Genomic DNA, 13,771 nt, shown 5'->3' with positions numbered 1-13,771 from the left:
CTATTATTGAGTAACTCTCTTGAAGGTATATGTTCTTGTCTGGAATATAGTAGGATCCTGAGTCTCCTCTCTTACCGCAAGATTGAGCGTTGTAGCATCCAAAGTAATCACCTTTGCATTCTGCGGTTCTACGATTCCCTGAATTTTCATCTGAACATCTTTCCCTTCCTTATTATAAGTGTAATTGAATTTTATCTCTGAAAGAATAGCACACTGACCTGGTGTAGCAGTATCTCCCCAGTTCGTTTTCCCTCCTTTGGAGTCAGCGCTGAACCACCATCTTGTCTGTTTCTGACAGTCGGTATAAGTAATCGTGTTAGAAACCGGGTCTTCACCAACTTCCACAGTGGTAACTACTTCTTTTAACGGTTGCCATGTCCCAACAAGAGGAGCTTCCAGAACAGTATCATTGTCACTGCTGCAGCCTGTAGCGGCAGCAAACAAAGATAAACCTGCAAATAGTAATGCTAATTTCTTCATAGATCAATTTTTTCAAGCGCTAAAATTATAATTTTTTTGATTTATATTACTATTTTTTATGAAAAATTATTTCATCGACGATTATTTATATATATTTAAAAATAGGGACACCCCATTCTCCCTTTATTTAACAAATAATGAATACATGAGCATCGTTCATTCTATTAAAAAAGTTATTTTTGCAGGAAACAAAATACAAATGCAGGATATAACGAGAAACAATTTTGATTTTATACGTGTTCTCCTTGCCTTTATTGTCTTTCTGGGACATCTTGGCACACTCAGCGCTTCTCCTGATCTCAAGATTTTTGAGCACAGCCCTATAGAAATTGCAGTTTTCGGCTTTTTTGCAGTGAGCGGATTTCTTATTGCAAGGAGCTATGAAAGGTCTTCAAGCCTGAAAAGCTATTTAAAAAAGAGAATCAGAAGAATTGTTCCCGCCTACTTATTGGTTATTTTTTTATGTGCAATTTTATTAAGTCTGGTAAGTACCTATTCCTTCATTGAATATTTCAGCAATACACAAGTTTATAAATACCTATTTTGGAATTCATTATTTTTAAATTTTAAAGCACCCTGGCTTCCCGGAGTTTTCGGGAATCAAGCAGTGAATGGTGCCCTATGGACACTGAAAATAGAAATGTGCTACTATTTTGCGGTTCCTCTGTTGTTTTTGCTTTTCGGGAAAAACAATAAATACAGAAATGTAAGTTTGGTTATTCTATACTTCTTATCACTTATTTATCTCAATTATTTTGAATCTTTAAATAAAATTTCGATTGCCAAACAGCTCCCTGGAACATTATCCTATTTTATCCCTGGAATGTTGATTTACTTTAATTTTGATAAATTCATCCAGCATAAAAATCTCATTTTCATCATTGCATTCGTTACGGTGTGGATTGACTTATTTTTAAAAGTTCAGCTTTTTTCTCCAATGATGATCGGGGTTATCGTAATGTACATTGCCTATTCATTCAAATTCTTAAATAATTTTGGAAAATATGGTGATTTCACCTACGGAATCTATATTTTCCACTTTCCTATTATCAGAACTTTTCAGACTTTAGGATTGTTTGAAGATTACAATCCATTTGTAATGGCTTTGGTATGTATGTTGGTGGTTATTGCGGTAGGTGTAAGCTCATGGCATCTTTATGAAAAAAGATTTTTATAATTTAGCAGTTTAAAAAACACAAATGAAAGATCTTGTCTCCATTATTACTCCCTGTTATAATTCTGCGGAATTTATCGAGGAAACCATACAATCTGTTCTTAATCAAACCTACGAAAACTGGGAGTGGCTGATTACAGATGACCTTTCCAAAGATAATACTGTTGAAATCATCAGAAAATACAATGATCCGAGAATAAAACTACAGGTACTGGAGAAAAACGGCGGTGCGGGAAATGCAAGAAACAACAGTCTGGAAAGAGCTCAGGGAAGATATATTGCTTTTCTGGATTCTGATGACTACTGGTATCCAGAATATCTGGAAACAATGACAGATTATATGCAGGAACACAATGTAGAACTGGTATATTGTAACTATTCAAGATGTAACGAACAGCTTCAGCCTATACTGAAAGATTTTCTGGCGGACAAAGTGGTTACCTTCTCCAATCTGCTGAAGACATGCCGTCTGGCACCGGTTTCTACGATGTATGACACTAAAAGGGTTGGTAAGTTTTTGTTCCCAGTGAAAAGCAAACGTGAAGATCATGTGATGTGGCTGAATCTTTTAAAAGTAATTCCGGAAGGAATTCCTGTACAAAAGACACTGGCAAAATACAGAATGCGTGAAAACAGTGTTTCAAGAAATAAAAAAAATATCATCAAAGATCAGTATCTTGTCTATAAAGATTTCATGGGATTCTCAACAGTAAAATCATTGTATTATACGGCTAACTGGGCCGTAAACGGATTCCTGAAATATTCGAAAATTTTTAATTAATGGAATATTCAAAAGAGTTCAAAGCTGCGCTGAGTGCTTTTTCCGGAACGGAGAAAGACAAACTGATTTTCAGACTCCTGAGAAAGGATAAATTATTGTCGAAAAAGCTCTACTTTGAACTGATAGATCCGGAAACTACCGATGATAAAAGAAATGCCATGGAAGAACATGTGGAGGAACAGGTTCTTCTTGCATCAAAATACGTGGGAAATGCCAAATATTTTCTGTCTGTTGTGCGGAAAATAAGTGCTGAAATTACAGAACATGTAAAAATTACGACTGATAAATTCGGAGAGGTTTCCCTGAATCTTCTTCTCGTGAACAAGGTATTGGAAAACAATGGTGATCTCAGCAGACAAAGGTTTGATAATGTTTACAAACTTTATATTTACATCATCAACAAAATCTTCAAATCTTTGGTCCTTATAAAAAAACTGGATGAAGATTACTGGATGGAAATTGATGAAAACCTTCGTGATACCCAAAATAAAGTTTTAGAAAATCCTTATCTGCAAAAGCTGTGCATCAACAATGGTCTTGACTTTAACTGGTTTGAATGCGACAGGATTCCTGACAACATTGATCAGATCATGAAAGATATTAAAAGCCAGGGATTTTTACGATAGCATTTTCTGAAGAATCATTCTCGTAGAGTCTGGCTTCCCATCTACAAATTTTTCAGCATTTTGAGATATTTCAGTAAGTTCTTCTTTGTTATCTTCATTCGTTAGAAATAAGACAAATTCTGAGGCCGTATACTCATCAGAGAAAGATTTCCCTCCATTGGCAGAGATCAGGTCGTCAGCTTCCGGATTCTTTTTGTAATGATTCCCAAAGATCACCGGAACACCAAAAGTAGCGGCTTCCAGAATATTGTGAAGCCCGGCATCATGAAATCCTCCTCCCACAACAGCTACATCTACATAAGAATATAATTTTGATAATAAACCAATGCTGTCTATAATCAGAATCGAAGCATTGAAAGTTGAAGGCCGGGTATTTTGTATTTCACTGTACAATAAGGCATCCGGGAAAATATTTTTCAAATGTTCTACTCTTTTCAGATCGTGGGGTGCGATAATAAGTTTTACCGTATTATTTTTACGTGAAACCATTTCTGCTATTTTCTCTTCCGCATGCCATGAACTTCCAAAGACTATTGCTTTATTTTCACCAATAAAGTCTGCAATGAAATCTACATGGTTATTTCTTTCCCGCAGCTGTTTTACTCTGTCAAATCGTGTATCTCCCGTTACGGAAGACTTTGTTAATCCAATACTTTTCGCCAAAGCCAATGAAAACTGAGTCTGATGAAAAAACCAATCCACATTTTTCTGAAGTTGTTTTACAAACCATTTTCCGTAGGAAGTAAAGAAAGATTGTCTTTCGTAGAACAGTGCCGAAATAACATAAATTTTTGTCCCTTTATTTTTCAGTTCAGCGAGGAGGTTGTACCAATAATCGTATTTAACCGTAAAAAATAGTTCAGTATTAAATTGATCTGTAAATTCTTTGACAGCCTTTTTATTGTCGAAAGGTAAATAACAGACAACGTCAGCAATGTGTTTCTTCTTAACCACATTTTCATATCCTGACGGAGAAAAGAACGTCACCAGAACTTTGTGCTGTGGAAAATTCTCCTGGAGTTTCTCCAGAACAGGTAATCCCTGCTCATATTCGCCCAGACTTGCCGCATGCATCCAGATGACTTTATCTGTTTTTGAAAATGAAGATTTTACTTTATCCAAAGACTGCGTTCTTCCTTCAACGCCTTTTTTAGTTTTATCATTAACCAATGCAAAGACCTTCATTCCGAAGGTAAGGATACTGATCAATATATTGTATAAAAAAGCCATTTTACTTATTCTTTAATTTCAATTCTGTCATGATCCGTAGGAGGATTGGATATGACCAAAAACTCAATTTCTTCAGTGGATTCATTGGAGATAAAATGTTTTGCTCCCGGCTCAACAGAGATAGATTCTCCCTGGTTAACCAGGAATTTCCTTTCGTTGATATAAAATACGGCTTCTCCTTTCAAAATATAGAAAAACTGTTCTGCCACTTTATGAAAGTGTAGTTTCTCCGAAGTTCCCGCAGGCATTTTTTCCTGCTTTACAGATAAGCCCTGGGTATTCTTAAGGATCCAGCTATCGCATTGGTTTCCCCACGTATAATGTTCTGAATTATTTTTAGAATGTATCATTTAAACAGGTAAGCAATAAAGAGTAATGCAGGAGTAAATAAAACAACTGATAAAAAGATAGTGGCCATTGAAATTCTGGGTTTAGCTTTATCATCAACAGCATATCTGAACATATAGTCCTGAAGGTTCAGAAAAACCATTGCCAGTACAACAAAAAGAATTCTCAGTCCGATTTTCATAATTAAAAACTGAGCATTCATGTTCTGGTCTGTAATTTCTACCGGAAAATTAGTGTCTTCAGGATGTCTTGTTCCATAAGTGAATACAGCATACAATCCCAGAGCCAGTACAGGCATCAGAAAAGCATACATTTTCCCTCCAAATCCATCCGCTTTTCCTTCCATATCAAAATGTACGGGAATTCTCTCTGGCAACGTTTCATAGTTTTTCAGGGTAAATCCCCATAAAAAAGCGACCCATCCAAAATTTAAAATATCAAAAATTGTAAAAAGAATATTTTCCATTTCAGATGAGATTGAATGAGGATTAAATTACACTTTTCAACACTCTCAGTTTATGAGTATGCTTATTCATTTCTTTATTGAAGATTCCGGTGGAATCCAGCGTGTCTATTCTTACTTTTCCGGAAGCATGAATGATCTTCTGATTCTCCAGCATAATTCCTACATGAATAATCTTTCCTTCTGCGTTTTCAAAAAAAGCAAGATCACCAGGCTGTGTTTCTTCCACAAAAGTAAGCGGTTCCCCTACCTCAGCCTGTTGTGAGGCATCTCTGGGTATTTTTATATTGTGAATTTTATAAACCAATTGGGTAAATCCGGAGCAGTCTACTGCAAAAAAGCTTTTGCCTCCCCACAGATAAGGTACGTTCAGGAACTCTTTTGCCGTCAGAGCGATACTTTCGCGCACATCATGACTTCTTCTTGAAGCTACCACCGGAAATTCCACTTCTGAACCCATAGAAAGCAAAGTTTTTCCATCGTTCATTAATACGGAAGAAAAATCTTCGGTAACGACAGTCACTTTTCTTTTGGCCAGCTCTTCGTCTGTTACAGGCTTCAGCTGTTTGGTATCCATCCATCCTTCATAGCCGTCATAATGCATTTTTATTTTGGTCCAGTTTTTATCCACTTCCAGAATATCTGCACTTTCTCCAAACAATATTTCCGTAACAATTTCAGCTCTGTCAGAATTTTCTGCACGAACCGGCGCTACTGTAACAATACAAACTCCTTTATTCATTAATTTTCAATTTAAAGATTGAATAATTTAAAGATTAAAATACAATGTGTATTTCTTTAAATGTTTAATCCTTGAATATTTCAGTTACTTTCTGCGAAGAAAGTTTACTCCATCACGCAAAGGTAAAATAAGATTTTCAAAATCTTCGTCTTTTGCTGCCAAATCATTTAATTCCTGGATCGACTGGGTAGATTTCAGTTTCGGATTTTCTTCCAGCACTTTCCCATACCATAATACATTGTCAAATAACACTACTGTTCCGGATTTTGTATGAGGTTTAATCAATCTGAAATATTCGGCATAGTTTTCCTTATCAGCATCTACAAAAATCAGATCAAAAAATTCATCTGTTTCTTTTAAATATTCCTTGGCATCCTGAAGTTTAAAATCGATCTGACTGGCATATTCGCTGGATTCAAAGTATTTTTTAGGAAGATAGGCAAGATCTTCATTCACATCCAATGTGGTGATTTTTCCGTCTTTTGCCAATCCTGATGCAAGACATAAAGTAGCATATCCGGTAAATGTTCCTATTTCAAGAATATTTTTCGGCTGCAGCATCTGGGATATAATCGTCAGCAGTCTTCCCTGCTGATATCCGGAAATCATATGAGGCTGTGTTGTTTTCTGATACGTCTCTCTTCTCAGCTTTTTCAGAATTTCGGATTCCGAAGAAGCGTGCGCCTCCAAATATCTGTCCATTTCAGGATTCTTTTCTTCAAAAAAACTCATACCATTTTAATTTAAACAAATTTAAGGATTTTAAAGCTACTTTTTTAATTCAGGAAGAAGATACAAAAAAAGAGAGAAATTAATCTCTCTTACATGCATCTGTATACTTTAAAAGTTTATTATATTGCTATACAATATTCTCTTATACCGGCACAAACCCATCCCGGGCAACACTTTGTTTGCAGGCTGGTACAAAATATCTGTGGATTACACCCGTTAATAGCACCTTGTACAGTTTTCATTTCTCCTCTTGAAAGTTTTTTGGAATTTTTCATAATAATTTTAGTTTAGTATTAATTTCCTACTCTTTAAGATTTTCGGACACCTCTGTTTTTATTTCCTTATATGGAGATTTAAATATACACATTCTTTTATTAATCAGACAATTATATCATACATATTTGATTAATAAATTAAAATTTTACATAATACAGGGGAAAACCCCATATAAAATACCGTAAAAACACGGATGGTATTTTTGTGGTATTAGTTATAAGTTTGCAGTAAGAATAAGGGGTAAAAACACTAAGAGAAAACATGATGATTGCAGGAGAGACACAAACTAACCATGAGAATCACACTAAAGTTGTACTGAAAAGTAGAACTGATTCTTCTGCAGCAAAAAGTAAGAAAGAAATATCCACTTCATTTTTGCAACGAATTATTTCGCTCCTGAAAAAGGAAGAATTAATTTGATTAAGAATAGATCCCGGCCACCTTCGGGATTTATTTTTGTTTTAAACTGTCGAATGTCATTTCCAAAAAATAAAGACAATCTTTTCTTCAAAAAAAATCGGCAGATTCTATTCCGAAACAGATCAATACATCATAAAAAAATCCCGAATTGCTTCGGGATTTATGATGATATAGGGTGTAGTCATTATTTCTTAGGAGCGATATCCATCAGTTTCATAAACTCATCAAGTTTAGGCATAATGATGATTTCCGTTCTTCTGTTTTCTGCTCTTCCGGAAACGCTCATGTTAGTTGCTTTCGGGTTATATTCAGAACGTCCGCCAGCAGTAATTCTTGCCGGATCTACTCCAAACTGAGTCTGAAGTACCTTAGCTACAGAAGTACCTCTTAATGCAGAAAGATCCCAGTTGTCTCTCGGAAGGTTTTGAGAGTTTAACGGAGCGTTATCCGTGTTACCTTCAATTAATACTGAGTATTTATCGTAATCGTTGATTACTTTTGCTACTTTACCTAACACTTCCTGAGCTGCCGGTAAGATATTGTAATCTCCGGTTTTGTATAACATTTTATCTGAAAGAGAGATCATTACTACTCCTTTCAATACTTTTACCTGTACATCTTCATCAGATACATTATCCAAAGATCTCTTCAGCTTATTAGACAATGCAAGGTTCAGACTGTCGTTTTTGGCATTACTGGAGATCAATTGCTTGATATAAGAATTGGAAGCATTGATTTCTCCTACCAGTTTATCAATGTTAGCAGAACTTTTTCCCGTGTTCGACAAACATGCATCAAGTGATGATTTTAAAGCATCATGCTGGCTTTTCAATAAGTTATTTTCCCCTGCCAATGCAGAGTTCTGAGATTTCAAATCCTGAATTTCTCTTTGTCTTTCACCAATATTTTCAATACACTGCTTATAGTTTGTGCTCAAAGCATCATACTGCTTTTTGCTGACACAAGATGTCATCCCCAGCGCCATTGCAGAAACTGCTAAAATTTTTAAAATCTTCATAAATAATCATTTTTAGACTACTCAAAGTTAGGAAAATTCAATTGAATTATATCGGTTATCTTTGCATAAAAGAAATTCTCAACATATATGTTGAATAAATCAGCCTTTATCAGTCAGTTAAAAAATCTCGTTCACGAGCCGGAAAACAAGACCTATCTTTTAGCAGTAAGCGGAGGAGCAGATTCTATGGTTCTGGCCTCATTGTTCAGGGATTTCAGGCAGGAAATTCAAGATGCCAGGTTTCAGTTTCAGGTAGCTCATATCAATTATAAACTTCGCGGGAATGATTCGGAACTGGATCAGAAAACAGTGCAGGATTTTTGTGAGAAAAATCATATAAAATTTCATTTGTATGAAGTTTCGGGAAAAGACCGGAAGCCTGAAAATTCTATCCAGCTTTGGGCCAGGGAACTGCGATACCGTTTTTTTAACGAAATCAGGGAAAAAGAAAAGCTGGAATTTCTTGTTACCGCCCATCATCTTAATGACCAGCTGGAAACTTTCATCATTAATCTTTCCAAAGCTGCAGGAATCAATGGATTAAGTGGAATCCCATCAAATGATCATCATATTCTGAGGCCTTTCTTACAATTTTCCAAAAAAGAAATTTATCAGTTTGCCGCGCAAAACAATATCGAATTCAGGGAGGATCTTTCTAATAAGAAGAATGATTATCTGAGGAATAAAATCAGGAATGAGATTGTTCCGATGCTGATGGAGACCAACGATCACTTTCTGGAGAACTTCAGAAAAAGTTCTTTATACCTGAATCAAACCAAAGAGTTTGTACAACAACAGATCCAGGAAATAGAAAATCGTCTGACCGTATTTAACCCAAACTATAAAATCTTATCAAAGGGAAAGCTGGATAGTGAAAGCGATTTTGTAAAATTTGAAATTTTAAAGAAATACGGATTCAATCAGGAGGAAGAAATTCCGAAAATTTTTAAAGCCGGAAATAACAGTTCTTTTTTTTCAAAGGAATATCAGTTGATTGTCAACCGGGATGAACTCATCTTTATTGATAAAAGTGAAAAAAAGGAAACTCCGGAAGAAATAGTATTGATGGAACACTTTGATTTTTCCGAAAACCAGACGAGCATCAATCTCGTAGATGATATTGAAAACATTTCGGGGATCAATAAAGGATTTGAATGGGATTTCGATGCAGAAAAGCTTCAGTTCCCACTTCTTTTGAGGAAACAGCAGGATGGAGATGAGTTTTATCCGACAGCGTTTTCAGGAAAAAAGAAAGTTTCTAAATTTTTCAGGGACGAAAAATTATCTGCTTTGATTAAGGAAAAGACCTGGTTATTATGTGACTCCGGGAACCATATCCTGGGAGTTATCCCTCTCAGACAGGATCGCAGGTATCAGGCAGACAGCACTACTCAAAAAAAGATAACTGTAAAGTGGACAGAAAAACAACTAATTCGTTAGCTGTTGATGATTTTAAGAAAGACAGCAATATAGCTTTTGGAATTTTATACCAACAGTATTTTGGTTATACCCAGAAATTCATTCTCAAAAATAAAGGAAATCTTGAAGATGCAGAAGATATCTTCCAGGATGCACTGCTCATTCTTTACGAAAAGTTGAATGCTGACGAATTTAAAGTTCAAACCTGTCTCGGAAATTACATTATCGGAATTGTAAAAAATCTGTGGTTTAAAAAACTAAAAAACAGAAACTTTTATGTTGAGTCTCCTGAACACTATTTCATGGAACATCGGGAGGAAATAAGTACGGCCATTGAAAATGAAAGGTATTACTGGGAAAAACTGGTTGGTTATATCAAATCGATCTCTTCCCATTGTCAGAATCTGATTCATGACATTTTTATTGAAAACAAAAGTATAGAGGAAATTCAGAATAAATATCAGTATTCAAGCAGGCATAATGCTCAGAATCAAAAATACAAATGTGTAGAGCAGATCAAAAAGATTAAAAACAGTAGCATTTTTTCTACCTGACAATCAAATCATTAAAAAAAACAATTTAATCTGTGGGTGATTTTTTCATGAATCGGGGAACCTAATAAGAAAAGAAATATATGTTCAAAAAAATCGTTTTGAGTTTTCTTATAGCAATAGGAATTTCATTACATGCACAAAGCACAGGCATCAGTTTTCAAAAAATTGATTTGGAAGCCGCGAAAAAAATCGCAGCAAAAGAAAATAAACTGATCTTCATTGATCTGTTCACTACCTGGTGTGGTCCATGCAAGCTCATGGCAAAAAACACCTTCACAGATTCCAGAGTCGGAGAAATGTTCAACAAAAATTTTGTAAACCTTGCCATAGACGCAGAAAAAGAAGGCCTGAGCCTGGCCAAAGAATTTAAAGTGGTCAACTACCCTTCTTTTTTATTCCTGGATCCGAAAGGGAAACTGGTTCAATATGATTTCGGCTATTATAATGCTGAACAGTTTTTAGGCGTAGGGGCGGCCGTTATTGAAAAAAAAATGCCTCAGTCCGGTAAAACTTTAGATCAGGTAAAAGGAAAAATGATTGGAGATAAGATAGGTAATTTCAGTGCGAAAGATCATTTGGGAAATACATTTTCTTCATCAGCAGAAAACAAAAAACTGGTGGTTGTTTTTATTCGCGGACAATGGTGCCCTTATTGTAACAAATACATTGAAACATTACAGAATCTGGCTCCTGAACTGAAGTCTAAAAATGCAAAACTCGTTATTATTTCTCCTGAAAAACCGGAATTTATCGAAAAGACAATCAGTAAAACAAAGACCGATTATACCGTTTTATATGATGAAGGCTATAAAATAGCAGAAGCATTTGACGTCCTTTATACTCCTGACAGTGAAACTCTTAATTTATATAATTCAAAATTAAAGGAGGATTTTGCTGACAGCAGATCAGATCATTCCGGAAGACTTCCTGTATCGGCAACCTTCATCCTTAATGAGGATAAAGAAATTACATGGAGGCATTTTGATACAGATTATAAAAAGAGAGCATCTGTAGAAGATATTGTAAAAAACCTGAATTGATTGGTCCAAAACTTTTGTCATGACAAACGATCTCATCATAATACCACGTTGGCAAAATTGACAAAATCAATAATCACTTTAAATGATGAAATAAGTGATACCGCTATGGTGATGAAGGCAGAAGACGAAATATTTTTAGGCATCAGGCTTAAAAAAAGAAAGTTTCTAAATTTTTTAGGGACGAAAAATTATCTATTTTAGCGAGGCAAAAAATCCGGACACGCACTCATCAGGAAAAATACTGTATTGACAGCTATCCTTCAGGGAAAACAGAAGATATGCAAAGAATGAGAAAACGAAATGGAGTCTCAAAACTTTAATGAAATGAACAATGAAATTTAGAAACTGGTTTTTATTAATTCTACTATTTTTAGCGACAGGAATTAATGCGCAGATAAAAAATCCTGTAAAGTTTAAATTCACCATCAACGATCTGGGAAACAATCAGTACGAAGCGGTATTGAATGCTACCATGGAAAGCGGATGGCATATTTACTCTAAAGATTTACCGGAAGATACCGGAATTCCAACGGAGTATAAAGTGACAGGAAAGAATATTGAGTTGATTGGAAAATTTACCGAAGTCGGGAAAAAACATGAAGAATTTTCTGAAGCATTCGGAGGTACTATTGTTTTTTATTCCAATTCTGCCGGATTTAAGCAGAAATTTAAATTAAAAGATCCGGCAAAACCTGCAGATGTCACTTCCGAGATTACGTATCAAACTTGTGATGACAGAGTTTGTCTGGCTCCCAATACATTGGAATTCAATCAAAAAGTTACTCCAAAAGGGGCAGCGGAAGAGACTGGAGCCGAGGAAACCGCAGGTCCTGCAAAAGACTCTGTAAAAATAACTGAGACGGTTACTGAAAATCCTGCAAAAACTGAAGCTGTGATCACAGAAGCTTCAAAACTGGATCCCAAGCAGTTGAAAATTGCAACCATCGATTTCAAAAAGCCATTGACAGATTGCGGTACAGCATCTGCCAAAGTGGATGAAAATTACTGGACGTATCTATTCCTTGGATTTATCGGAGGGTTAATTGCTTTGCTTACGCCATGCGTGTTCCCGATGATTCCATTGACGGTTTCTTTCTTTACCAAAGGAAGTAAAAACAAAGCCAAAGGAAAAAGAGATGCTCTTATTTATGGCTTTTTCATCCTTCTGATCTTTGTTTTATTAAGTATTCCTTTCCATATTATTGATGGAATTGCCGGAAATATCTTCAATGAAATTTCCACAAGTGTATGGCTGAACATTGCGTTCTTCATCATATTCATCTTCTTTGCCGGAAGTTTCTTCGGGTATTATGATATCACGCTGCCAAGTTCTATCGCCAACAAATCTTCCAAAGCGGAAGAAGCGGGAGGAATTATCGGTATTTTCTTCATGGCATTGACTCTGGTGATTGTTTCTTTCTCCTGTACAGGACCTATTTTAGGAAGTTTACTGGGAAGTGCAGTAACAGGTTCATCCAATGTTCCTATGCTGCTGACCTTTGCGTTGGCTGGATTCGGGTTGGCATGGGCGATTATTTTTGGACTGCTGGCATTATTCCCGCAGGCATTACAGAGCCTTCCGAAATCCGGAGGATGGATGAATACGGTAAAAGTAGTTTTAGGATTCGTAGAACTGGCACTGGCATTGAAATTCTTGTCTAAAGCTGATCTTGTTTCCAAAACATTCTTCTTAAAAAGAGAGCTTTTCATTGCCATCTGGATTATTATCGCCTTAGGATTGGCATTATACTTATTAGGATTCATCAGATTCCCGCATGATGATAAAAAGCCTAAAATCTCCATAACAAGGAAGATATTGGGAGTATTGGGAATTGGTTTTGTGATTTATCTGGTTCAGGGGTTAATCCCATCTGACCGTCCTAAACTTCAGTTATTAAGCGGAATCTTACCTCCTCTGAATGTGAGCTATTTCCATGATGAAAAAGACGGCATTTTAGGAATGCATCCGGAGCACGATTTCTTCAAAGCTGTGGAACTGGCCCAAAAAGAGGATAAACCAATTTTGATCGACTTTACAGGATACGGTTGTGAAAACTGTAGAAAAATGGAGGAATTTGTATGGAGCGAACCGGATATCTTACCGATTCTTCAGAACGATGTAGTACTGGCTTCTCTGTATGTAGACGACAAAGAAGAACTTCCTGAGGATCAGAAAACCAAAATTGACCTGGGAGACGGACAGATCAAAAAGGTAAAAACAATTGGGGACAGATGGAGTTTATTCCAACAGGTGAACTTCAATAATAACTCTCAGCCTCATTATGTTTTAATCACTCCGGACGGCAAAGTAATCAACACGCCTGTTTCAGGATATATGCCTAAAGAGGATTTCAAAAAATTCCTTGAATGCGGAGTAAATTTCTATAAAAAGAATAAGTAAATTATTTACATATCATTTAAAAACTCACACTTTATCGTGTGAGTTTTTTGTTTTAAAGAATTAAATA

At 35.8% G+C, this 13,771-nt stretch carries 15 protein-coding genes; 7 read left to right on the top strand and 8 right to left on the bottom strand.

What is annotated here, in order from left to right:
• Positions 1-3: 3 nt before the first annotated feature.
• Positions 4-480, bottom strand: a complete 477-nt coding sequence (locus LIV57_RS15495) for a lipocalin family protein (protein WP_227943361.1) — start codon at positions 478-480, stop codon at positions 4-6.
• A gap of 145 nt (positions 481-625) precedes the next feature.
• Between LIV57_RS15495 and LIV57_RS15490 the strand changes: the two genes are divergently transcribed.
• Genes LIV57_RS15490 through LIV57_RS15480 form a run of 3 tightly spaced genes read left to right on the top strand, consistent with a single transcriptional unit; the run spans position 626 to position 3,061 of the window.
• Positions 626-1,657: an acyltransferase family protein gene (locus LIV57_RS15490; RefSeq protein WP_171006308.1), complete on the top strand. Its 1,032-nt coding sequence runs from the start codon at positions 626-628 to the stop codon at positions 1,655-1,657.
• A gap of 22 nt (positions 1,658-1,679) precedes the next feature.
• Positions 1,680-2,435, top strand: coding sequence for a glycosyltransferase family 2 protein (locus tag LIV57_RS15485; RefSeq protein WP_227943360.1), 756 nt, complete (start codon positions 1,680-1,682; stop codon positions 2,433-2,435).
• Positions 2,435-3,061, top strand: coding sequence for a deoxyuridine 5'-triphosphate nucleotidohydrolase (locus LIV57_RS15480; RefSeq protein ID WP_227943359.1), 627 nt, complete (start codon positions 2,435-2,437; stop codon positions 3,059-3,061). The genes LIV57_RS15485 and LIV57_RS15480 overlap by 1 nt, the downstream gene beginning before the upstream one ends.
• Here the strand turns inward: LIV57_RS15480 and LIV57_RS15475 are convergent.
• From LIV57_RS15475 to LIV57_RS15450, 7 genes are all read right to left on the bottom strand, one after another.
• Complete coding sequence (locus LIV57_RS15475; protein ID WP_227943358.1) at positions 3,053-4,291, bottom strand: 3-deoxy-D-manno-octulosonic acid transferase; 1,239 nt, start codon at positions 4,289-4,291, stop codon at positions 3,053-3,055. The two genes, LIV57_RS15480 and LIV57_RS15475, sit on opposite strands and share 9 nt — an antisense overlap.
• Positions 4,292-4,296: 5 nt before the next feature.
• A complete protein-coding gene (locus LIV57_RS15470; protein ID WP_227943357.1) occupies positions 4,297-4,641 on the bottom strand; it encodes a cupin domain-containing protein in 345 nt (114 codons plus the stop codon).
• Positions 4,638-5,105, bottom strand: coding sequence for a DUF1648 domain-containing protein (locus tag LIV57_RS15465; protein WP_227943356.1), 468 nt, complete (start codon positions 5,103-5,105; stop codon positions 4,638-4,640). Before LIV57_RS15465 ends, LIV57_RS15470 begins: the two co-directional genes overlap by 4 nt.
• Positions 5,106-5,127: 22 nt before the next feature.
• Positions 5,128-5,844, bottom strand: a complete 717-nt coding sequence (locus tag LIV57_RS15460) for a C40 family peptidase (RefSeq protein ID WP_110008296.1) — start codon at positions 5,842-5,844, stop codon at positions 5,128-5,130.
• A gap of 84 nt (positions 5,845-5,928) precedes the next feature.
• Positions 5,929-6,576: an O-methyltransferase gene (locus LIV57_RS15455; protein ID WP_202841554.1), complete on the bottom strand. Its 648-nt coding sequence runs from the start codon at positions 6,574-6,576 to the stop codon at positions 5,929-5,931.
• Positions 6,577-6,695: 119 nt separating this feature from the next.
• Positions 6,696-6,851 (bottom strand): CCPGW family putative bacteriocin, encoded by a 156-nt coding sequence (locus LIV57_RS22990; RefSeq protein ID WP_407936191.1) that lies wholly within the window; start codon positions 6,849-6,851, stop codon positions 6,696-6,698.
• A 605-nt stretch (positions 6,852-7,456) separates the two neighbouring features.
• The gene (locus LIV57_RS15450) at positions 7,457-8,290 is read right to left on the bottom strand and encodes an OmpA family protein (protein ID WP_227943355.1); all 834 of its coding nucleotides are present in this window, start codon (positions 8,288-8,290) and stop codon (positions 7,457-7,459) included.
• 87 nt (positions 8,291-8,377) lie between these two features.
• Between LIV57_RS15450 and tilS the strand changes: the two genes are divergently transcribed.
• The 4 genes from tilS to LIV57_RS15430 all read left to right on the top strand — a co-directional run bounded on the left by tilS (position 8,378) and on the right by LIV57_RS15430 (position 13,704).
• Entirely contained in the window at positions 8,378-9,730 is a 1,353-nt protein-coding gene (gene tilS / locus LIV57_RS15445; RefSeq protein WP_227943354.1) for a tRNA lysidine(34) synthetase TilS, read from the top strand.
• Entirely contained in the window at positions 9,703-10,263 is a 561-nt protein-coding gene (locus LIV57_RS15440; RefSeq protein ID WP_227943353.1) for an RNA polymerase sigma factor, read from the top strand. The genes tilS and LIV57_RS15440 overlap by 28 nt, the downstream gene beginning before the upstream one ends.
• 80 nt (positions 10,264-10,343) lie before the next feature.
• Positions 10,344-11,303, top strand: a complete 960-nt coding sequence (locus tag LIV57_RS15435; RefSeq protein WP_227943352.1) for a redoxin domain-containing protein — start codon at positions 10,344-10,346, stop codon at positions 11,301-11,303.
• 331 nt (positions 11,304-11,634) lie between these two features.
• Positions 11,635-13,704: a protein-disulfide reductase DsbD family protein gene (locus LIV57_RS15430; protein WP_227943351.1), complete on the top strand. Its 2,070-nt coding sequence runs from the start codon at positions 11,635-11,637 to the stop codon at positions 13,702-13,704.
• Positions 13,705-13,771 lie beyond the last annotated feature (67 nt).

Origin of the sequence: Chryseobacterium sp. X308, assembly GCF_020733145.1 — a bacterium.
Classification (GTDB): Bacteria; Bacteroidota; Bacteroidia; order Flavobacteriales; family Weeksellaceae; genus Chryseobacterium; species Chryseobacterium cupriresistens.
The sequence above is the reverse complement of the archived record's forward strand: the minus strand, read 5'-3'. Positions and strand labels throughout refer to the sequence as shown.

What these genes read in the sequence shown, in the direction of transcription:
- LIV57_RS15495 (WP_227943361.1), bottom strand. Translation starts at nt 480, where the DNA reads ATGAAGAAATTAGCATTACTATTTGCAGGTTTATCTTTGTTTGCTGCC.
- LIV57_RS15490 (WP_171006308.1), top strand. Translation starts at nt 626, where the DNA reads ATGAGCATCGTTCATTCTATTAAAAAAGTTATTTTTGCAGGAAACAAA.
- LIV57_RS15485 (WP_227943360.1), top strand. Translation starts at nt 1,680, where the DNA reads ATGAAAGATCTTGTCTCCATTATTACTCCCTGTTATAATTCTGCGGAA.
- LIV57_RS15480 (WP_227943359.1), top strand. Translation starts at nt 2,435, where the DNA reads ATGGAATATTCAAAAGAGTTCAAAGCTGCGCTGAGTGCTTTTTCCGGA.
- LIV57_RS15475 (WP_227943358.1), bottom strand. Translation starts at nt 4,291, where the DNA reads ATGGCTTTTTTATACAATATATTGATCAGTATCCTTACCTTCGGAATG.
- LIV57_RS15470 (WP_227943357.1), bottom strand. Translation starts at nt 4,641, where the DNA reads ATGATACATTCTAAAAATAATTCAGAACATTATACGTGGGGAAACCAA.
- LIV57_RS15465 (WP_227943356.1), bottom strand. Translation starts at nt 5,105, where the DNA reads ATGGAAAATATTCTTTTTACAATTTTTGATATTTTAAATTTTGGATGG.
- LIV57_RS15460 (WP_110008296.1), bottom strand. Translation starts at nt 5,844, where the DNA reads ATGAATAAAGGAGTTTGTATTGTTACAGTAGCGCCGGTTCGTGCAGAA.
- LIV57_RS15455 (WP_202841554.1), bottom strand. Translation starts at nt 6,576, where the DNA reads ATGAGTTTTTTTGAAGAAAAGAATCCTGAAATGGACAGATATTTGGAG.
- LIV57_RS22990 (WP_407936191.1), bottom strand. Translation starts at nt 6,851, where the DNA reads ATGAAAAATTCCAAAAAACTTTCAAGAGGAGAAATGAAAACTGTACAA.
- LIV57_RS15450 (WP_227943355.1), bottom strand. Translation starts at nt 8,290, where the DNA reads ATGAAGATTTTAAAAATTTTAGCAGTTTCTGCAATGGCGCTGGGGATG.
- tilS (WP_227943354.1), top strand. Translation starts at nt 8,378, where the DNA reads ATGTTGAATAAATCAGCCTTTATCAGTCAGTTAAAAAATCTCGTTCAC.
- LIV57_RS15435 (WP_227943352.1), top strand. Translation starts at nt 10,344, where the DNA reads ATGTTCAAAAAAATCGTTTTGAGTTTTCTTATAGCAATAGGAATTTCA.
- LIV57_RS15430 (WP_227943351.1), top strand. Translation starts at nt 11,635, where the DNA reads ATGAAATTTAGAAACTGGTTTTTATTAATTCTACTATTTTTAGCGACA.